The organism is Chryseobacterium sp. TB1-D10 (genome assembly GCF_059803555.1).
Window position 1 is genome coordinate 383,286 of sequence record NZ_JAPFHB010000001.1, and the last position, 20,832, is coordinate 404,117.

Here is a 20,832-nt window from a genome sequence, read left to right on the forward strand (position 1 = left end):
GAATAAAATACGTTTCAGTAAATTGAAAATGAAGAAAGACATCACTTATACCCTTATCGTACTATTTAGTTTTTTCAGCTTTGCCAATGCGCAGAGGCATGAGCTTGGGGTGCAAATGGGGATGAGCAATCTTGTCGGCGACATTGGAAGGACAAACTATGTTCTCCAGAGACCAATTGGGGGCATATCGGATAATGGTGTGCCATTCTATGGAGGAGTGATGTACAGGATGAATTTTAACCCTTATCAGACAATCAGGCTTAATATAGGATTTAACAATATCCAGTTTGATGACCGTTATGCTAAAGAAAACTACAGGAGAATGCGACAGATGCGTGGCACAAACTCAGTATTTTCTGCAGACCTAGTCTTCGAATATAATTTTTTGCCTGTAAACGAAGAACAGGTAAGTATGCTGAGTCCCTATATTTTTGGTGGTCTTTCTGCTTTGTATATGGAAACTGCCAAGCCGGAACTTACAATAGCATCTGTCACAGACGTGCAGGTGGCTTATAAACAAGATAAAGCGTTTACGATGGGAATACCGTTTGGTGTTGGCCTCAAATATAAGTTTAATTATAACTGGGCATTGTCAGGAGAATTCACATTCCGGCCAACATTCTCAGATCAGGTAGATTATAGCACGCTGGAAGAGAAAGATATCACGGTAAAAAAGACCAGTCTTAATGATGAAAATACGACTGCAATTGTACAGGGTTTTATCCAGCAGAGAAATATAGGTAATCCAAATTCAAAAGATTGGATCAATTCCGCAACGCTTATTTTGTCTTATTCTTTTGGAAGACCACCTTGTTATTGCAAATAATGATTATGGACGACTTAAAGAAACTTATAGATAAAGACAAGTTGCCTCAACATGTTGCTGTCATTATGGATGGCAATGGAAGATGGGCGAAATCCAGAGGAAAAGACAGGACCTTTGGACACAAGAATGCAATTAATGCAGTTCGTAATGCTATCAATGCATGTAACGAGGTTCATATTCCATACCTTACGCTTTATACTTTTTCCTCAGAAAACTGGAACAGACCAAAGGATGAAGTAGATACGCTTATGAATCTGTTGTCAGAAACACTATTGCTGGAAGCGGAAGATATATTTTCTAAAGGACTCAGGATGCACGTCATTGGTGATATATCAGCATTGCCGGAGTTGGTAAAAGATCAGTTAGAGAATTTAATAGATATTACAAAAGATAATAAAAACGGAAATCTGATTTTAGCATTAAGCTATGGCTCACAAAAAGAGATTCTGAAAGCCGTAAAAGAGATCAGCCAGAAAGTAAAAGATAGAAAGCTAAATGCGGACGAGATTGATGAAAATTGTTTTGAAAATCATCTTTACACCAAGGATTTCCCACCGGTAGATCTTATGATTAGAACCAGTGGAGAAGTAAGGATCAGTAATTTTTTGCTGTGGCAGATTGCCTATGCAGAACTTCAGTTTTTAGATGTTCTATGGCCAGATTTTACAAAGGATACATTTTTCCAGTGCATTTTGGATTATCAAAATAAAGAAAGAAGATACGGAAAGACAAGCGAGCAGCTTCTTTCATAATATATTTAGAAAAGAGAACAACTTCAATAAGGATGAGATTAAGAATTATACCCATTATTTTGTTAGCAACTTCAGCGTTTGTAAACGCACAGGTTGTTCCACAGGGTAACAATGCAGAAAACACAGAACTTGCAGCAAACCAAAATCAAGAGTACGTTCTAAAAGATATCGTTGTAGACGGTGTCAAAAGATATACACCAGCTCAGATTTTGCGTTTTACAGGTCTAGTGAAAGGAGAGAAGTTAGAAATTCCCGGGCAACGAGTTAGCAACGCTATCAAGAAACTCTGGGAAACGCAATCTTTTTCTAAGGTTGAGGTCTATATTCAGGATGTGGAAGGACAGAATGTTGTCCTGCAATTCTCGTTGCAAGACCTTAAAGAACTTGGAGAAGTTAAATTTACAGGTAAAGGAATTGGAAAATCCAAAAATGAGAAGCTCATTAAGGATAACAATTTGAAACCTGGTACAAAAATCAATAACAATTTAGTTTCCAGCCTACAAAATAAGATTCCACAGGAATATATTGCAAAAGGTTTTGCTGATGCTAAGATTAATATCCAGGAAAAGGCCAATGGTGGTGATGCCAATTTGGTTGACTGGACGATCGAAGTTTCAAAAGGTAAAAAAGTTAAGATCGATAAAATCGAGTTTGATGGGAATACCAGCGTATCTGACAGAAAATTAAGAAAGAGCGGGTTTAAAGATACCAAGCAGAAAAGATTTCTTTTGGGGATTTTAAAACCGTCAAAATTTGTTCAGGACAAATATGATGAAGACAAGAAAAACCTGATCAGTTACTACAACTCATTAGGTTTCCGTGATGCAACAATTGTTTCTGATTCTGTGACCAGAAATAATAAAGGTTATAACATCAATGTAAAATTGAATGAAGGTAAGAAATACTATATCGGTGATATCAATTTTATTGGTAATACAACCTTTACCACTGAGTTTTTACAAAGAGTATTAGGTTATAAAACAGGAGATATCTACGATGCTGTTGGATTCAACAAAAAAGTTGGAGATGATGGTGGTAAAGAAGATGACTCTGACATCAAATCCATTTATATGAACAATGGATTCCTATTCTCCAATGTAACTCCGATAGAGAAATCTGTAAAAGGAGATTCTATTAACTTAGAAATTAGAATTAGCGAAGGCGAAAAAGCAACCTGGAACCGTGTAACGTGGTCTGGTAACACCACGACTCATGATCACGTTATCTTGAGAGCATTAAGAACAAAACCGGGTGCTTTGTTTGCAAAAACAGATATCAAAAGAACATATTTTGAATTGGCAGGTATGCAGTTCTTTGATCCTCAGCAAATTGGAACAGATGTAAAACCAAATCCACAGGATAATACGGTTAATATGCACTGGACACTTGTAGAGAAAGGGTCTTCCCAGGTTCAGTTGCAGGCTGGTTACGGTGGGGGATCTTTCATCGGAACACTTGGTTTGACTTTTAATAATTTCTCACTGAGAAACTTCTTAAAATTCAAAGACTTCAAACCTGTTCCTCAGGGAGATGGACAGACATTATCCCTTCAGGCACAAGCTGGGCAATATTTTACCAATTACGGAGTCTCGTTCACAGAACCTTGGGTTTTTGGAACCAGACCCACTGCTCTTAGTGTTGGATTGAACTATTCAAACGTGAATTACTCATTATCAACAGGCGACCAGAAGATGGATATCTTCTCCGCAAGTGTAGGTTTGACAAGATTATTAAAATGGCCGGATGATTATTTCTCTCTTTATACAGGGATTCAGTACCAGAGTTATAACTTTAGTAACTATCCATTTAATTTTGGTGATCAGGTGGAGTATAACGGAAGTACAAAATCATTCAGTTTCAATATCGGTTTGAGCAGAAGTTCTGCCGGATTGGATCCTGTGTTTCCAACTTATGGTTCCAATATAGAAGCAACTTTGAAATTTACACCACCATATTCTTGGTTTAGTGACAAAGATTATGCTAGTATGAATACTTTGGATAAGTACAAATGGATGGAATTCTATAAAGTAAAGCTAAAGGCAGATTTCTACAACGAGGTTATCGGGAAATTGGTTCTTAGAACAACTGGAGAAATGGGATTCTTAAATGGATACAGCAAAGAATTAGGTCCGCCACCATTTGAAAGATATTATGTCGGAGGTGTAGGCTTGTTCAATGGTAGATATGATGGTAGAGAATTAGTGCCTTTGAGAGGTTATGAAAATGCTTCTTCTACAGGTTTTAGCTCATCTTCAACTTATGATATTACGCCCTACGGAGGTGCGACTATTTATAATAGATTTGCGGCTGAACTTAGATATCCAATTTCTATGAACCAAACAGCGAAAATTTTCGTTCTTACTTTTGTAGAAGCTGGTAACGCCTGGAACAGTTACGGAACTTACAATCCATTCAAATTAAAAAGATCTGCAGGTCTTGGTATCAGAGTATCGATGTCAGCATTTGGTTTGATCGGATTTGATTTCGCTTATGGATTTGATAAAACTCTGGGAAGTTCAGATCCTTCAGGATGGCAGCAGCATTTCTTGATGAATCAACCATTATAAAATAATTTTTTATTTTTATACGATGAAAAAAATAGCTTTAATTATAACAATTCTTTTTACCGCAACACAAATCTATGCACAGAAGATTGGCGTTGTAGATACAAACTATGTATTGAGCAAACTGCCTCAGTACAAAGAGGCCGAAGCCAGACTTAATACACAGGTTGCTCAATGGCAGTCAGATCTTCAAAGGTTGCAGTCAGAATATGAGAGAAAAAGAGAAGCGTTTGAGAATGAAAAAGTACTTCTTTTAGGTGATCAATTAAAGCTAAGAGAGAAAGAAGTAATAGATATGGAAACCAATATCCGCAACACGATTGGTGGAAGATTTGGATCAAATGGCGAGATCAATCAATTGAGATCGAACCTGACGAAACCATATCAAGATCAGATCTGGAATGCGATCAAAACAGTCTCTACTAAGAATAATCTGGGCATAGTTCTTGATAAAAGCAACAATATCAGTGTGATATTCCTTGATAAAAAATATGACTACACCGAAGCTGTTCTCAATCTTTTAGTAAAATCTCTGCCAAAAGTAGAAGAAACCAAAAGCAATACAAGACCAGGTGTAAATAATTCCAGAGGAAAAACGGATAATAAAATAAAAGGAGGTGCAATGCAGAGAAAAGCAAAATCTGCAGAGCCAATTGAACTTAAATAGAAATTAATATAAATTATAAACATAACTTTTTAAAATGAACAAATTAAATGTATTATTAGTAGCCGTTGTAATGGTTTTTGCAACTGGATTTGCACAAGCTCAAAAAATTGCTTCTGTTGATATCAATTCGATCTTTACATCTATGCCGGAAATGAAGGCGCTTGATGCTCAATTACAAACTTTGCAGACTTCAAAACAAGGTGAATTGGAGAAACAAGGAAAATCTCTTCAGGATTTGATGAAAAAATATCAGGATGAGGCTGCAAAACAAACGCCAGCTATCAACGAGCAAAGAAGCCAGGAAGTTCAAAAACTTCAGGACAATCTTCAGCAACTTTATGCTGCTGCTCAAAAAGATATCGCTGAGAAAAGAGACGCAGGTTTAGCGCCAATTGAGAAAAAAATCAATGATGCTATTTCTAAAGTTTCAAAAGCTGCTGCTTACGAATTTGTATTCGATGCTTCTAGCCCGGCTTTAGTTTACAAAGCAGGTACAGATGCAACAGCTGCTGTTAAAAAAGAATTAGGTCTTTAATTTTAAGGCAAGAAAATAATGAAAACCGCTCTTTTTACGGAGCGGTTTTTTTATTTTTGTATTATGGAAAAAGAATTTTCATCAACAGTAAAGATTCGTTTTGCAGATTGCGACCCGATTGGTCATCTCAATAATGTGAAATATCTGGAATATATGCTCAACGCAAGAGAAGATCACGTGGAACAAAACTACGGATTCACCTACGAGCAATATACGAGAGAAACGGGCTGCACTTGGGTTACCATTCAAAATGAGATTGCATATCTGAAAGAAGTAAGGTACAATTCAACCGTTGAAATTACCAGCAAGACTGTTTCTGTTGATGATTTGACGGCAGTTGTGGAATTGCTTATGAAAGATGAAAATGGAAAGGTAAATGCCGTGTTTTGGTTGACAGTGATCTACTTCAATATGAAAACCAGAAGAGCGGAGAAAATGCCGGATTCTACATTGGAAAAGGTTGCTCATTTCTTAGTAGAAATTGATCATAAAACATTCAAGGAAAGAGTGGTCTTTTTCAGAAATCAAAATAGAACAAAATAATTATGCAAAGAATTTTAGTTATTGGTGGAAATGGCCAGTTAGGACATTGTCTTCAAAAATTAGCACCAAAATACCACGATCAGTTTGATTTCAATTTTACCGGATCGGATGCGCTTAATATTACAGACAAAGCGCAGATTGAAAAAGAATTCGAAGAATATCAACCTGATTTTGTCATCAATGCTTCAGCATACACGGCTGTTGATTTGGCTGAGAAAGAGGAAGAAAAAGCTTTCGCTGTTAACGCAGTCGGTGTTGGTAATTTGGCTGAAGTTTCCAAAGAACACAACGCTGTTTTGATTCACGTTTCAACAGATTATGTTTTCGATGGCGAAACCAATCTGAGTTATTCCGAAGATGATTTTACAGACCCAATCGGTGTTTATGGCGCTTCAAAACGAAAAGGCGAAGAATTAGCTTTGGAAAATAATCCTGAAACTGTAATTCTCAGAACGTCTTGGTTGTATTCAGAATTCAATAAGAACTTTGTGAAGACGATGTTGCATTTGTTCAATATCAAAGACGAAATGGGAATCGTAGGTGACCAACACGGACAACCGACCAACGCCAATGACCTTGCAGAAGCGATTATGGATATCATCGAAACTGAAAATAAAAAATTTGGAATCTACCATTTCTCCAATTATCCGGAAACCACTTGGTTTGATTTTGCTAATAAAATAAAAGAATTTTCAGATTCCAAAGTTATATTAAAATCAATAACAACCGAGGAATTCCCTACGCCGGCTAAACGCCCAAAAAGAAGCACAATGTCTTTGGACAAAATCGAGAAAGATTATAACATCGAACCAAAACATTGGGAAAACAGTCTTCAGGATTGTGTAGAAATCCTAAAAATAACGAATGCGTAAACTACTCTTTTTAATCAGTGTTTTTTGTTTTCAATTCTTTTACCTTCAGATAGTTACTTTGAATAAGGTAGAGAAAACCAATGACAACAAAGACAAGTTTTTTTATAAAATCAATGAACCTTCGAAATCTGAATTCTTGGGAGAAATTCTTGTGAATTTTTATTCAGATAAAGATGTGGAGATTTTCGGTGATATTTATAAAAAAGCAAAACAAGTTGGAGCGAACTCATTCAGTTTAAAACCAATCGAAAACATCGACGGAACGATTCAAAAATTCAATTCGTCTTATTATATTTTGAATTTGTATTATACGAATATTGATGATATTCCAAACGAAGAGAACGTTGCTTATCTGGTTTCGGCTTCAGAAAAGAAACAGAAAATCAATATCAACAACAAAACCACAGAGTTAGAACCAAGAAGTTTCATCAAACTTGATTTGAAAGAGAGTGAAGTTATGTCAGTCTCCACCAGAAAATTACTGGGTTCAACTGTAAAATTGTCAGCAAAAGAAGGACAGCCGTCTTTGTACCTTTCTTTGACCAATTTCAAGATTCGTAGTAATGACAGCCTTTACGGCGGTGTCAACCTGAAATCGGGCGATATTATCGGATTGGAAAAGTCGTTTGGTATGTTTTTGACTACAATATACACAGAGCAGAAAAAGGATTAATGTTAATAAGTTGTTGAAGTTACATAGCTTATTTTCAGAATAAAATTAAGTAACTTTATTAAATGAAGATTTAAGACCGGGCAATTGTAATTGATTTACAAATCTCACAGAGGATAAATCCAACCTGAGCGGAGCTGAATCTCAAATCTAAATCACATATATTGGAAGAATTTTTTGAAAACGAACTTGCTAAAAAGTTCGAAGAAATGATAGAGAATAATGATGAATTCTACTTCGATACCGAAGAGTATATAGAAATAATCATCTATTATCTGGAACTGGGAGATTATAGCTATGCAGAAATGGCTGTAAACCACGCTCTGAAAATACATCCGAATTCCCTCGAAATCAAAACCAAGCAATTGGAGGTTTTCCTGGAACTGGAACGTTATACGAAAGCTAAAGAACTGATTGATGAATTGCATCAGTCATCTTTGGAAGACACAGACTTTTTGGTTTGTTGCGCGAAATATTACTCAAATCTCGGAAACCCGAAAAAATCAATCGAATATTGCCAGAAAGCTTTGGAATTGGAAGAGGAAGAGAATTTCCTTCACAACTTCATTGCTGACGAATATGTCAATCTGGACGACCCATTCAATGCCCTGAAACATTACACTTCAGCTTTGGAGCACGACCCTTACGACGATTATTCTTTGGAAAACGTGATGGTTTGTTACAGCAAACTGAACCGTTCGCAAGAAGCTTTGGATTTCCTGAATCAATATCTTGACAAATTTTCTTTTTCAGAAACGGCTTGGTACGAGTATGGGCAATTCCATTTCAACAAAAAGAATTATGAAGAAGCCATCAACGGTTTCGATTATCTGTTAGCGATTAACTCGCAGGCTGTCGGTGTTTACGCCAACAAAGCGGCTTGTTACGAAGCAATGGGAGAGTGGGACAAAGCGATTGCCGTTTACGAAGAAATGCTCGATTTGGAATACACCAAAGCATTCACTTTCTACAAGATTGGATTGTGTTACAAAGAAGCCAAGAAATTGGTTCCCGCACTGACATCTTTCCAAAAATCATTGAGAGAAGACCCGCAGTTTTATTTGGCGATGATGGAGCAGTCCTTCATCTACGAAGAGTTGGGCAATATAAAAGAATCACTGTATTTTGCTCAGGAAGCTGCTAATCTTAGCGAAGGAAACGTCGAGTACCAAAAGCGTCTGGCATTCCTTTACATTACTAGCGGAGATTACGAAGAAAGCTTAATTTGCCTTAAAAAGCTGATAGAATCCGAACCAACGAGGTTTTACAACTGGTACGCCTACTCAGAAGTTCTGATGCTGATTGGCGAATATGAAGAAGCGATTACAATTTTGGAAAAAGCCCTTAAAGCCCATCCACGCGCAGAATTATATTATCAGCTCAGCAATTGCTACTTGCATTTGAAAAGCGAATCAGAAGGAATCGCAATGCTTGAAAAAGCTTTGGAACTGGACTCAACGCTCAGCAAAGATATGCAGCAGAAATATCCATTCATCAAAGAACAGGTCAAAAAAATAAAGGCTAAAAAGAAATAAAATAAAAGCTCAGATTCGTCTGGGCTTTTTCGTTTTCGGGAGCCGGGAACCTGCTTTCCGTTGCAATTCCTCGCAAGCCAGCCTGTCCTGAGCCTGTCGAAGGGATTGCTGTGGGATTTCCACTGCAATCAGGGCTAGGGCTTTCGGCATATTATTGAATTTTCAGCACCAAAATTAACATCGGATTACAAGCTCTTTTCAATTAAAAGTCGCAGAGCGACGACCTGTTAATAGAAAAGAATGAGTCGATTTCGAACAAGCTCCGTAGGAGCGGCCTGTAAAATTCTCAAAAGACAGACAATTCTAAGCCCGTTATTCATCGGTATTTCAGAACATACTCAACTTAACTGCTTTGTTTATCCAATTTGTGCAGACAAACTCAATAATTTGTGCGGACAAATTGGATAACTTGTGCGGACAGATTGAACAATGTGTGCGGACAAAATGAACAACTTGTGCAGACAAGTTTTAAGCGGGCAAATTTAGTGACGCTGAAATTTAGAAAAGCTGAGCGTATTTTGTTATTTCAAACTTAAACCACCTTCGGCTTACTCCTCAAAAATATCAATCCAGCCAAGATAATCAAAGCCCCGACAGATTGCTGCGTCGTCAGCTTCTCACCATCCAGAACTCCCCATATAATCGCAACAATCGGCATTAATAAAGTTACAGTAGAAGCGAATAAAGGCGTAGAAATACTCAGTAATTTATAATTCAACATCATCGCCAATCCTGTACCGACGATGGATAATATCGCCACGAAACCTAATCCTTCAAGCGTGCTTTGATTTAAAGTCAGGTCTTTGAAAAATCCTGATAAAACCAATGCAATCAGTGATGGTAAAAATAAGACAAATGAAAAAATATAAGCTGACATCAGGATCGCAGGAACCTCGTGTAGTTTTGATTTTATAGTGGTTGTGCTGACTGCATAAAGCAAGGTTGCAAGAAGCAATAGCAGAATAGGATAGACTTTGATCTCACCACCCTCGCCACTCCCTAAAGCTAAGATACAAGCGCCGAAAAAACTGATCAGAACACCGAGTAATTGTCTTTTTGTGGTGGAGAATTTCCACACCAAAGATCCCACGATAATTACAAATATCGGCATCATAGAATTGATAATTCCGGCAATGCTGCTGCTGACTTCGGTTTCCGCCATTGGAAATAGAAACATCGGAATAAAACTTCCAGTCAATCCTGCAATGATCAGCCATTTCAAATGACGTTTCGGAAACAGTTTGATTTTTGAGATGGCGTAAGGCATCAACACAATTCCGGAAATCAGAACGCGTAAAGCACCTACTTCATAAGGATTGAAATGGTTAAGCGATTTTTTAATTAATATAAAAGATGATCCCCAAATTAATGATAATGCGATAAGGAGCATCCATTTTTGTCTTTCTGCTGTCAAGAGATTTGTTGTTTTAAGATTTTTAAATAATCGATTTTAGGAATCATTTTTGCGCCCAGACTTTCCAGATGTTCAGAATGTATTTGGCAGTCGATGAGTTCCCATTTGTTCTGATATTTGGTTGTAAAATGGATAAATCCGGCTTTGGAAGCGTTGGAAACTTTTGCAAACATACTTTCGCCACAAAACACATTTCCGACCTGGATTCCGTAAAATCCACCAACTAAGTCACTGTTTTGCCAAACTTCAAAGCTTTTTGCTTTCCCAAATTGATGAAGTTTCACAAAAGATTCTATTAGATCTTCGTTGATCCAGGTTCCGTCCTGGTCTTTCCGTTCCGCCATTTTGCAATTCCTCATCACGTCTTCGAAACATTGGTTTTCCGTAAATTCAAAAACATCGTCTCTCAGAATTTTCTTCATCGATTTTGAGATTTTGATTTCATTCGGAAAAAGAACAAATCGCGGATCTGGGCACCACCAAAGGATTTCCTCACCTTCATTGTACCAGGGAAAAAGTCCCAATTGATAGGCGAACCAAAGTCTTTCCGGTTTTAAGTCGCCACTAATTGCCATTAGTCCGCCATCTGGGTCATAAAGTTCCGGGTCAGGAAAAGAAATATCTTCTGAGTCTAAGCGAAGCATTTAATTAGCGTATTTTAATTTCATTAATGGATGTGACAAAACCTTGTCTCACCTCTTCATAATGCTCATGTTTCCCATTTTTCACCACCCATTTTCCGGCAACAATAGTTCCAAGCAAATGTGAAGAATCAGAAGAATAAACAATCGTATTACAAAGATTTTTAAGAGAAGAGGTCGCAATCAAAGGTGCTTTGGCGTCAATTACAACCGCATCAAAACTTTCTCCGACTTTGAAAAAATTTTCATTCTCAAAAGCCATCGATTTCCGTCCGGATTTCCAAGCCGTCTTCAAAGCATTGAATCCGCTGTCACCAAGATTCGACTGGAAAAAAGTATCACGTCTGTGCGTATGAATCCGTTGACCGTAATCCAGAATTCGCAAATCTTCCAAAGGATTCACGCAAATCTGACTGTCCGTTCCAATCGACCAATTCCCGCCAAACTTCTGATAATCCTTAAACCTAAATCTCCCATCACCCAAATTTCCTTCCGTTGACGGGCAAAGCACGATGTTTGCACCAGATTTTGCAATACCTTCAACCTCATTATCTTCCAAATGTGTGCAATGAATCAAATTGAAATTTTCATTCACCTCACAATTTTCCAAAAGCCATTCAGCAGGTCTTTTTCCGTAGAAATCCATACAATCTTTGATCTCTTTCAACTGTTCCGCAATGTGAATATGAAACGGATAATCTTTCGCAAGTAAAGAAGACTCAATCAAATCCTCTTTCTGAACGGCTCTCAAAGAATGCGAACCAACCGCCAGATTCGCTTTATCATAAAACTTTATCGACTCTTTTGAAGCTTCCAACAATTGATAATAATCTTCAATATTTTTAAAAATAAAACGTCTTTGCAAATCGTAAGGCTCCGTCCCGAAATTTCCTTTCTGGTAAAACATTGGAATCAACGTGATTCTAATGCCAACTCTTTTCGCAGCAGCAACTAATCTTTCTCCCATTTCGGAGAGATTCTGATAAGCTTTTCCATCTTTATCGTGATGCACATAATGAAATTCCGCCACCGATGTATAACCGTTTCTCAGCATCTCAGCGTATAACATTGCCGCCACATCTTCCATCTGTTCTGGGGAAAGCGACAACGCAATTCTGTACATCGCATCGCGCCAGCTCCAGAAATCATCCGGAACTTCCGAGCCTTCAAAATATTCTGCCAAACCACACATCGCGTACTGAAAAGCGTGCGAATGCGCATTCTGAAATCCGGGCAAAACATAACCGTCGACATATTCGCCTTCAGGTTTTTTTACGGTTTTCAGTTCAGAGATATTTCCGGCGTTGTCCAGCTTTATAAAAGCATTTTCCATCCATCCGTTTTCGGTCAGTAATCCTTTGAATGTGTACATTTTTTAGTTGATGGTTTTTGGTTCATAGTTGATAGTTACCAACATTATTTTTTATTATTTGGGCAGCTTTATCCGCCTTCCGCTCCCAATCTTTTTTGCAGAATGTTTCCAGTTCAATAGAACGCAAGACCACGCAAAAAAGGATTTCCGCTCAAGTCGGGCTGCGGTTTTCAGCTTCGAATCAACATTTTGTCATAAACACAATATTTGTCATTTTGAAAGAAACCTAACGAAGTGGTTCGACGAAGTCAATTTCAACAGTATAGATTCCTACGGAATGACAAACTTTGTGGTAATATTATTAAAGTCAAATAAATTTCATTTGCTCGATAAGATTTGCCAAAGTCTCTTTCAAAACTACCTGAATTCTCTCCGCATTAGTCTTATCATAATTCATTTCCGAAACATCCATATAATTCGTCTTGCACATTTCCAGTTGCAAAGCGTGAATATTTTCCTCCGGTTTTCCAAAACTTCTCGTGATGTAACCACCTTTAAAAGGATGATTATGCAAGAATTCATAACCTTTATTTTGCAAAGACTCAATCGTTGCTTTGATTAATTCCGAACTTGCAGACGTTTCATCATTATCACCAAGAATCAAATCTGGAAAATCCTCAGCACGAATTCCAGGAACAGACTTCCTTATCGAATGCGCATCAAATAACAACACTTTCCCGAATTCAGCTTTTGTATTCTTTAAAAGCTCATCTAATTTCTCGTGGTAAGGTTTGTGATAAAGCTCAACTCTTCTTGAAACTTCCTCAGAATCCGGAACGTCATTATCTTTATAAATCTGATTTCCATTAAAATCCGTAATGGTCACCACGTCGGTAATAACTCTTCCGTCATTATAAAGCGGTTGATTTTCCGGATTTCTATTAAGGTCAACAACCCATCTGCTGTAATTGGCGGTAATAATCGTTATTCCTAAGTCAGTTGCAAAACCATAAAGCTTATCTATGAACCAATCGGTATCGTCCAGTTTTTTAGACAATTCTGGATTCATCTTAGATTTTATATCATCCGGAATGAAAGTGCCTGTGTGAGGAACGCTAATGATGATAGGAACTTTTGAAGTTTTGGGTTCGATGATTTTAAAGATTTCCATAGACGATTTCAAAGTTGAAATATAAAAAGAATCCCTGCATCTTTTATCAAAAATGCAGGGATTTATTATAGATTGATTCTAAAAATCTTAGAATGGCAAATCGTCATCTTCGTCCTCTGCGAAAACGTTCTTGTTCTCAGCAGCCGGTTGACCTTGATTTGGAGTTGCTTGAGTTGGCTCATTGAAATCGGAAGCACCACCTTTTTCCATTCTCCATCCTACGATAGAGTTGAAATACTTTACTTCACCTTGAGGACTTGTCCATTCCCTTCCTCTGATATTGATATGAACTTTTACGCTATCTCCAACTTTGTATGCGTTCAGCAAATCAACTTTATCTTGGGTAAACTCGATATTGATTGGTTGTGGATACTGTTCTTCAGTCAAAAGAACGAGTTCTTTTTTTTGAAATCCGCTTGCAAATGTTTGTAAATCAGAAATCTTCTTGATTGTTCCTGTTAATTCCATGTCTCGTAAATGTTTTAAGTCTGTAAAGGTAATAAAAGTATTGATGTTATTCAAAAAACAGAAGGTCAAAAAACTTTAAAAAAAGATTGAAATAATTTTGGAGTTAATATTAAAAGGTTCTATATTTGCACTCACCAAAACGAAAGAAAAGAAGTTCTTAAAAATAATGCGGATGTGATGTAATTGGTAGCCATGCCAGACTTAGGATCTGGTGCTTCACCGCGTGGGGGTTCGAGTCCCTTCATCCGCACAATGCTAAAAAATTTCTAAGCAATTAGGAATTTTTTTTATGCGAAAATAGCTCAGCTGGTAGAGCACGACCTTGCCAAGGTCGGGGTCGCGGGTTCGAGTCCCGTTTTTCGCTCCACCTCTGCCCTGGTGGTGGAACTGGTAGACACGCAGGACTTAAAATCCTGTGTCCGTAAGGACGTACGGGTTCAAGTCCCGTCTGGGGTACTTAAAACTCTCTGTAACTACGGTTAACAGAGAGTTTTTTATTTTAAGGGGGAACAAAGGGGGGGATAAGAAATTTTAATATTTTCTTAATCAACAAGATCTCCAATGCAAGTTTACCTCTATTATACTAGCTGCATAACGCCTGAGATTTGGATACCTGAATCATTAGTAAGTTCCTCATTACTATTTGCGAAATTTTCTTTGAATAATCAAGATAAATCTTGTATACACAGCAAAGGTTCAACCTTTCACAAAATGATATAAAAAAAATGGAGCCGGGGAAATGCCTTGCTCCATTTAACTGTATTAAAAATTTGTGTTCGATTGCTTACTTTACTGCTAGCAGATCTACCATTTCAAGTACAGGTTCTTTAGCAAGTAATTCAGAAGCATTGGCCATTAAAGCCTTTGCAATCTCACCATTCAAGTGAGCATCTCTTGCATCTGTAGTTTCGAACGTATCGAATATACCAAAAGTAGAAGGGCCAATTTGTAAAGCATACCATCTTACGGTTCCTGGCTCACCTTCCGCAAGCGGCAAGGCTGACTTTAGGAATTCCAATACTTCATTTTCTTTACCTGGTTTTGCTTCTACTCTTGCTAATACTGCAAACTTTTCCATAATTTAAAATTTTAATGTTATTAAGAGTGTTCTTCAACTCTTTCTAACAAAAATAAGTTTTCCTAATCAATCTAAAAATACAAAAGATGTTAAACAACGTTAATGTGGATCATCGCAAATCAGCATCAAATTGTGCTGCCCACCTACAATCTGTTCAGCAGAAAGTAGTTCAGACGATTCCTTGGGCAGCTTAAAATTACTCTAGAAAGTTAATTAAAATAACAGATGAAAACGACGTACAAAAAAAGAGACCTTTCAACAAGTCTCTTCAATTTTTTTAAAAAAATTTTACGGTAAAATCTATAATGCTAAATAACCTTCCGTTCAACAACAATTTCATTATTGGACTACCAGCGATCAACCGAAGTTTTTTATCGATCAGCTACTGATAAAACCCTTAATATTATTTTTTATAATAATCTCCGGCTAAACTTGCACCGCCGCCACAAAAGTAATTTAATGCCAATCTATCGTCAAATTTCGAAGTAAATACTTCAGCTGTTTTATCCTTAAATAAAATCGTCATCGTCCCTTTTAAATCTATATTGATGGTTTTTAAATCAACATCAATCTGATTGTTCACTAACTTTCCTTTGCCTTTAAAAGTACAGCCTTTCACAGCACCGGTAAATGAAATTTTCACTGAATAAATACTGTCATTTTCAGATTTCAATTCCAGAATTTGGTTGTATCCTTTCCCACTGACGTTGGTGTTATAGGTACCGTTCAATTGAGCGGGCGTATAAGCTTTTACTTCTTTAAAAATATAATTTTTGGCTAATTCTCCGCTTACTTCTTTCTTATCAGCATCCAATCTTACCAAAGTTTTGTTGGGTTTTACCAGATAATATTCTTTGGGCGAATTTGGGATGGATACTTCAATAATATCATCATTCTTTGTCCAAGTACCATACTCGTTTTCAGAAGTACCGTCGCTGTCTAAATACGATGTACTTTTAACCGCTTTGTTGTCTTTTTGAAAGGTAATATAAGTTTCGATTCCCATACAATCTGCACAAGGCAATGTTGCCGTGTAGATTCCTGAAGAAAAATCATTATTCTGCTGTGTCTCTGTTTTTGTCTGCTCTTTATTTGCAGTGTCAACGGTTGATTTACTGTCGCTGCAAGAAACAAAAATGGTGGTTAGTGCTGCTACGGTTAAAAATTTAAATGTGTTCATTATTTTTTTTTGATTAGTTTAAAATGTTTGATGACCTAATTAATAATTTTAAAAGACCCAATAAGGCTTTGCGGAGTACTAAAATAGAAGAATTTGAAGTTATTATTTTTGAGATAAGAATAAATTTGCATCGAAAAACAGCTGTTATCGTGGCAGGTGATTTCCCATAGTGCAAAAAATAACAAACTTAATTTTTGGTCGCTTAACTACTCGCACAACTTTGTAAAGATCAATTTAAAAAGGCTACAGCAGGCTTACAAAAAAGAGACCATTCTAGAGGTCTCTTCATCTCTTTAAAACTTTTTACGATGAAACCATAATTTCTGAAAAGCTCCCGAAGCTTCCCTCCAACAGGCGTTTATCTCAGCGTTTTTATTTATTTATTTCGTTTCGATGATTTTCTAATTCATTATTGGCTTTTCAAGCCCACCGAAACTCTGGTAATTGAACCAACAAAACCAAAGTTCCAGTATTTGAAAGTGAAGTACAGCAGGAGATTCAGCTGGTGAAACCTAAACTAGCGGATGCCGGTATCGAAAACACGGTCGAATACAAATATATGACCTTCACCACAACGCCGACGGCGAACACTTTGAAAATAATGGTAAGCCTCGAAGATGAAAAAAGGCATTTGAAATCATTGATGCGAGGCTTCAAAAATCGGATAATGTTTAACCCAAAACAATTTCATGATTTTAAATTTTAATACATAGACCGGAACATTTGGGCTTCCGGTTTTTTTTTTGACATTTGTCAAAGGAATTTATTTGCAGCGGTCGCAAATTTGCACGTTCAATTTTACAAACAAACAGAAATGAAAACTATACACAAACTCCTTATGAGCGCAGTTTTTTCGCTGCCGCTCACGCTCTATGCGCAGCAGGCACCTACGTTGCAGGAACTCATCAGCAGTGCGCTGCAGAATAATGAAACGCTGAACCAGCAGGTTTTAGAAAATAAGTATACAAAACTCGACGACGAAAAACTGAATGATGTGTTTCTCCCAAAAGTGGAGGTTACCGGGAAAACCGGTTATATGTACACTTCGGCGCATATCAGTTCACCGGAAATTAAAGTTCCGGCAGTTCCTCCGGTTTTTCCGGGAGCGGTGGTGCCTGAAGGACAACTGAGTAATACATTCAATATTTCCGGTCTTTCTGCCTCTGCAAAAGCCGAAGCCAGTATGGTGATTTATTCCGGCGGAAAGGTAAAATACCTGAAAGAAGCCAATCGCGAAAAAAATCTTTCGGAAGAAGTGATGATGCAGAAAACCAAGGACGACGTCATTACCGAAATTTCCAAAGCATACGACCAATTGTCGCTGGTCTATGAATCCAAAAAAGTTCTGGATCAGTCCAAAAAACGTTTGGAAATCAATAAAAAAACGGCCGACAAAGCCTTGGGTTACGGATTGATTACGCCTTACGACCACAAAAAAATAGAACTTGCACAGACCACTTTGGATTCCAAAATGGTGGAATATGCAGGTAAAAAGGATCTTCTGATCACTCAGATCCATCTTTTGACCGGCATTGAAAGGGAGCGTATTGCCATGATTGAACACGGCCTTCAGCCGATAAACTACGATGTTCTGAACGAAACCGTAGAAAACAGGGCAGAAGTGAAAGCGCTTCAGCATGGTATTAACGCGACAGATTTTAAAATTAAAGCCGAAGAAAGATGGTGGGTTCCGAAAGTTCAGGCGCAGACTTCGCTGTCGTATTTCGGACTTTACAACAACCACATTACAACCTCGGATGAAATTTTTCCCGGCACAGAAAAAAAACTCGATTTGCATCCCAGTGCCATAAACGTATTTCCCATGTTTACCGCAGGGATTGGTTTTAAATGGGAGGTTTTCGACGGTAATGAAGGTAAACACGCCATTGAAAAAGCCAAAATAGACAAAGAAATTCTGGAGAGCAAACAGAAAGACGCAATTAAAAAATTGAACTTAAACCTCGCCAACAACCAAACCAATTACAACATCGCGAACGCACAAATAAAACTGAAAGAAAAGGCAAGACAGATCGCAGCAAAAGGTTTGGAACAGGTGGAAAAGGAATTCAGATACGGCACCAAAACTTCCGCCGCCCTTATCGACGCTGAAACAGATTTACAGAATGCCGAACTGGAATTGCAGACCGCGATTTTCAATCAGAGAGTTTCCGCTATTGAACTGATGAAATCTACCCAAAACCTTAATCTTGAAAATCTTTAATTAATTAAAAAAATTAAAAAACAAGCAAACGAAATGAAATCTACATTAAAAATACTTTCTGTTCTTACCCTGTTAACTTTGGTCAATTGCAGCGAAAAGCCCGCAGAACGTGCCATTGAAGGTAAAACCAGAAAAGACCTCATTACTTTTTCACCAAAAGTAACCGGTAGAATACTGGAAATTTATGTGGAAGAGGGGCAAACCGTAAAAGCCGGGGATACGCTGGCAAAACTCGATGTGCCTGAAGTTTCTGCAAAAATCGCACAGGCAAAGGGGGCGACTTCCGCAGCCAAGGCACAGGCTCTAATGGCAAGAAACGGTGCTACCGCCGACCAAATGCGACAGTTGAGAGCCAAACAAAAAGGGCTTCAGGAGCAGTACCAGTATGCGCAGAAAGCGTACAATAGGGCAAGAAATATGTACCGCGACAGCCTGCTTTCGCCACAAAATTATGATGAAGCCTTTGCGAAATACCAAGGCGCTAAAGCACAGTTGGACGCTGCAAATGCCGAACTCCACGACGTTCAGATCGGTACGCGATACGAAAAAATAGAAATGGCGGAAGGACAGGCCAATCAGGCGATGGGCGCGCTGCAGGAAGCGAATGTGGCTTATTCTGAAAGGTACGTGATCGCTACAAACGATATGGAAATCGAAACAGTTTCTTTGAACAAAGGCGAACTCGCGACTGCCGGTTTTGCGCTTTTTTCAGGCTATATTCCGGACACGACTTATTTCAGATTCACCGTTCCGGAAAGTAAAATTTCATCTTATCAAAAAGGGAAAACCGTAAAAATGGTCGTAAATTACAACCAAAAAGAAATTACCGGGCGCATTGTTTCCATCAAACAATTGGCAAAATACGCCGATATTACGACGGCTTTTCCGGATTATAATCCTGAAGATGCGGTTTATGAGATTAAAGTAATTCCAGATAATCGAGCCCAATTGGGTAATATTCTGGTGAACTCCAATGTGGTTTTAAAATAAGTGACGGAATTTTTATTCTATTAAAAATGAAACAGTTAACATATTTACTGAGAAGAGAATTTCGGCTCTTTTTTACCAACAAAACCATGCTTTCGGTGTTTTTTATGGCACCGGCATTCTACGCATTGCTCATTGGGTTCACGTATAAAAAAGGGAAGGTTGAAAATATTCCGGTGATCCTCATCAACCACGATAAAACACCGCTTTCCGACCAGGTAACCCAAATGTTTGAGGACAATCACACCATTAAAGTCCTGAATTATATCGATGAGCCGGCTCCCCTGAAAGATGAGGTCATTAAAACCGAAGCGGCTGCTGTTGTCATCATTCCGGAACGGTTTGAGGCGCTGATGCTTCAGAAAAAGTATCCTGAAATTACGGTTTACGTCAACACGTCCAATGTACTCACCGCCAATTTTGCTACGAAAGCGATTCAGCAGATCTTGGGAACATTTTCGGCAGGTGCAGAGATCAAGGGGCTGCAGAGAAAAGGCATGAATGCCGAAATTGCGAAAACCCAGTACGAACCGTTTAAAGCCAATTACATCACGCTGTTTAACACCACGAGTAATTACCTGATTTTTATGTGGCCCGCGATGATGGCGGTGGTACTGCAGCAGGTAATTTTGATGGCAATGGCCGTGACTTTTGCTGAGGAATTAAAGCGCGATAGTTTTAAACGTGATTTTGCCGGTAAACACAAATATGCGATTTTGGTGATGGCGATAAAATGCCTTCCGGTATGGGTTTTTGCTAATTTCAATATCCTCTTTTTCTACCTGTGCAGCCTTTATTTTAAAATTCCGTCACCGGTGAATGTGCCCAACTTTTTTCTGCTAACCGCAATTTTCGTGGTGGCATCTACCAATTTGGGCGTGCTGTTCAGTATTCTGGTTCCTGACGCGCTGAAGGCGACACAATATCTGATGGTGATTGCTTCTCCGGCGTTCATCGTAAGTGGATTTACGTGGCCCACGTCGGCGATGCCTCAGTTGGTGCAGTATTTCAATTCCATTATTCCCCTGACGCCTTATCTCGAGGCATTAAAAATCATGGTTGTGGAGCGTGGTTCGGATTATTTAACCCAAAAATACTTCATCCATCTTTTGATCCTGGCGTTAGTGTATTTTGTATTAGGATGGATTGCGCTTAAAATTAAAATCAACTCACTCTACAAAAAATACCATATTTCAGAAGATGATGAAAGCGATGATTTTGATGAAATTACAGCATCAGAAAATAACCTCAAAGAAAACGGCTCAACACCGCAAGAAATATAAAGTTTTCATTTCTTTATAGTTTGTTTGTTCGTCCGGGAAGCAATTTCCGGACGTTTTTTTTGTTTTTGAGAGGATGTACGAAATAAATCTAATCTAAATTTATGGTAAAGAAT

20 protein-coding genes and 3 tRNA genes are annotated in these 20,832 nt (G+C 38.0%); 16 read left to right on the forward strand and 7 right to left on the reverse strand.

What is annotated here, in order from left to right; translation table 11 throughout:
• The first annotated feature begins 28 nt into the window (after window positions 1-28).
• The 9 genes from porG to OPU68_RS01805 all read left to right on the forward strand — a co-directional run bounded on the left by porG (window position 29) and on the right by OPU68_RS01805 (window position 8,964).
• Window positions 29-826 (forward strand): type IX secretion system protein PorG, encoded by a 798-nt coding sequence (gene porG, locus OPU68_RS01765; protein ID WP_498472243.1) that lies wholly within the window; start codon window positions 29-31, stop codon window positions 824-826.
• A gap of 5 nt (window positions 827-831) precedes the next feature.
• The gene (uppS, locus tag OPU68_RS01770) at window positions 832-1,578 is read left to right on the forward strand and encodes an undecaprenyl pyrophosphate synthase (protein WP_498472244.1); all 747 of its coding nucleotides are present in this window, start codon (window positions 832-834) and stop codon (window positions 1,576-1,578) included.
• Between the two features lie 32 nt (window positions 1,579-1,610).
• Complete coding sequence (gene bamA, locus OPU68_RS01775) at window positions 1,611-4,145, forward strand: outer membrane protein assembly factor BamA (RefSeq protein ID WP_498472245.1); 2,535 nt, start codon at window positions 1,611-1,613, stop codon at window positions 4,143-4,145.
• 22 nt (window positions 4,146-4,167) lie between these two features.
• On the forward strand, window positions 4,168-4,809 hold the full coding sequence (locus tag OPU68_RS01780) for an OmpH/Skp family outer membrane protein (RefSeq protein ID WP_498472246.1): 642 nt from the start codon (window positions 4,168-4,170) through the stop codon (window positions 4,807-4,809).
• Window positions 4,810-4,843: 34 nt separating this feature from the next.
• Window positions 4,844-5,344, forward strand: coding sequence for an OmpH/Skp family outer membrane protein (locus OPU68_RS01785; protein WP_498472247.1), 501 nt, complete (start codon window positions 4,844-4,846; stop codon window positions 5,342-5,344).
• Between the two features lie 63 nt (window positions 5,345-5,407).
• Complete coding sequence (locus tag OPU68_RS01790) at window positions 5,408-5,887, forward strand: acyl-CoA thioesterase (protein ID WP_498472248.1); 480 nt, start codon at window positions 5,408-5,410, stop codon at window positions 5,885-5,887.
• A gap of 2 nt (window positions 5,888-5,889) precedes the next feature.
• Window positions 5,890-6,759, forward strand: a complete 870-nt coding sequence (rfbD, locus tag OPU68_RS01795; protein WP_498472249.1) for a dTDP-4-dehydrorhamnose reductase — start codon at window positions 5,890-5,892, stop codon at window positions 6,757-6,759.
• 58 nt (window positions 6,760-6,817) lie between these two features.
• Window positions 6,818-7,432, forward strand: coding sequence for a hypothetical protein (locus OPU68_RS01800; RefSeq protein ID WP_498472250.1), 615 nt, complete (start codon window positions 6,818-6,820; stop codon window positions 7,430-7,432).
• A gap of 161 nt (window positions 7,433-7,593) precedes the next feature.
• On the forward strand, window positions 7,594-8,964 hold the full coding sequence (locus OPU68_RS01805; protein WP_498472251.1) for a tetratricopeptide repeat protein: 1,371 nt from the start codon (window positions 7,594-7,596) through the stop codon (window positions 8,962-8,964).
• 532 nt (window positions 8,965-9,496) lie between these two features.
• On the opposite strand, the gene OPU68_RS01810 is transcribed toward OPU68_RS01805, so the two are convergent.
• The 5 genes from OPU68_RS01810 to OPU68_RS01830 form a co-directional block, all read right to left on the reverse strand.
• Window positions 9,497-10,378: a DMT family transporter gene (locus tag OPU68_RS01810; protein WP_498472252.1), complete on the reverse strand. Its 882-nt coding sequence runs from the start codon at window positions 10,376-10,378 to the stop codon at window positions 9,497-9,499.
• Entirely contained in the window at window positions 10,375-11,022 is a 648-nt protein-coding gene (gene aat / locus OPU68_RS01815) for a leucyl/phenylalanyl-tRNA--protein transferase (protein ID WP_498472253.1), read from the reverse strand. The genes OPU68_RS01810 and aat overlap by 4 nt, the downstream gene beginning before the upstream one ends.
• A 4-nt stretch (window positions 11,023-11,026) precedes the next feature.
• A complete protein-coding gene (gene hutF, locus OPU68_RS01820; RefSeq protein WP_498472254.1) occupies window positions 11,027-12,391 on the reverse strand; it encodes a formimidoylglutamate deiminase in 1,365 nt (454 codons plus the stop codon).
• 307 nt (window positions 12,392-12,698) lie between these two features.
• Window positions 12,699-13,502 (reverse strand): N-formylglutamate amidohydrolase, encoded by an 804-nt coding sequence (locus OPU68_RS01825; protein ID WP_498472256.1) that lies wholly within the window; start codon window positions 13,500-13,502, stop codon window positions 12,699-12,701.
• Window positions 13,503-13,589: 87 nt separating this feature from the next.
• Window positions 13,590-13,970: a DUF3127 domain-containing protein gene (locus OPU68_RS01830; protein WP_063971492.1), complete on the reverse strand. Its 381-nt coding sequence runs from the start codon at window positions 13,968-13,970 to the stop codon at window positions 13,590-13,592.
• A 168-nt stretch (window positions 13,971-14,138) separates the two neighbouring features.
• Here OPU68_RS01830 and OPU68_RS01835 point away from each other — a divergent pair.
• From OPU68_RS01835 to OPU68_RS01845, 3 genes are all read left to right on the forward strand, one after another.
• Window positions 14,139-14,220: transfer RNA gene (locus tag OPU68_RS01835), tRNA-Leu, on the forward strand.
• A gap of 41 nt (window positions 14,221-14,261) precedes the next feature.
• Window positions 14,262-14,337: transfer RNA gene (locus tag OPU68_RS01840), tRNA-Gly, on the forward strand.
• Between the two features lie 5 nt (window positions 14,338-14,342).
• Window positions 14,343-14,426: transfer RNA gene (locus OPU68_RS01845), tRNA-Leu, on the forward strand.
• Window positions 14,427-14,754: 328 nt separating this feature from the next.
• On the opposite strand, the gene OPU68_RS01850 is transcribed toward OPU68_RS01845, so the two are convergent.
• Both OPU68_RS01850 and OPU68_RS01855 read right to left on the reverse strand, forming a co-directional pair.
• Window positions 14,755-15,048 carry a putative quinol monooxygenase gene (locus tag OPU68_RS01850; protein WP_139421366.1) on the reverse strand — a complete coding sequence of 98 codons (294 nt, stop codon included), beginning with the start codon at window positions 15,046-15,048 and terminating at the stop codon, window positions 14,755-14,757.
• A 403-nt stretch (window positions 15,049-15,451) separates the two neighbouring features.
• Entirely contained in the window at window positions 15,452-16,228 is a 777-nt protein-coding gene (locus OPU68_RS01855; RefSeq protein ID WP_498472257.1) for a copper resistance protein NlpE, read from the reverse strand.
• Window positions 16,229-16,733: 505 nt separating this feature from the next.
• Here OPU68_RS01855 and OPU68_RS01860 point away from each other — a divergent pair.
• From OPU68_RS01860 to OPU68_RS01875, 4 genes are all read left to right on the forward strand, one after another.
• Window positions 16,734-16,934, forward strand: coding sequence for a hypothetical protein (locus tag OPU68_RS01860; protein ID WP_498472258.1), 201 nt, complete (start codon window positions 16,734-16,736; stop codon window positions 16,932-16,934).
• A 108-nt stretch (window positions 16,935-17,042) separates the two neighbouring features.
• Window positions 17,043-18,449, forward strand: coding sequence for a TolC family protein (locus OPU68_RS01865; RefSeq protein ID WP_498472259.1), 1,407 nt, complete (start codon window positions 17,043-17,045; stop codon window positions 18,447-18,449).
• 33 nt (window positions 18,450-18,482) lie between these two features.
• Window positions 18,483-19,439, forward strand: coding sequence for an HlyD family secretion protein (locus tag OPU68_RS01870; protein WP_498472260.1), 957 nt, complete (start codon window positions 18,483-18,485; stop codon window positions 19,437-19,439).
• A gap of 26 nt (window positions 19,440-19,465) precedes the next feature.
• Window positions 19,466-20,719, forward strand: coding sequence for an ABC transporter permease (locus OPU68_RS01875; RefSeq protein ID WP_498472261.1), 1,254 nt, complete (start codon window positions 19,466-19,468; stop codon window positions 20,717-20,719).
• The last annotated feature ends 113 nt before the right edge of the window (window positions 20,720-20,832 follow it).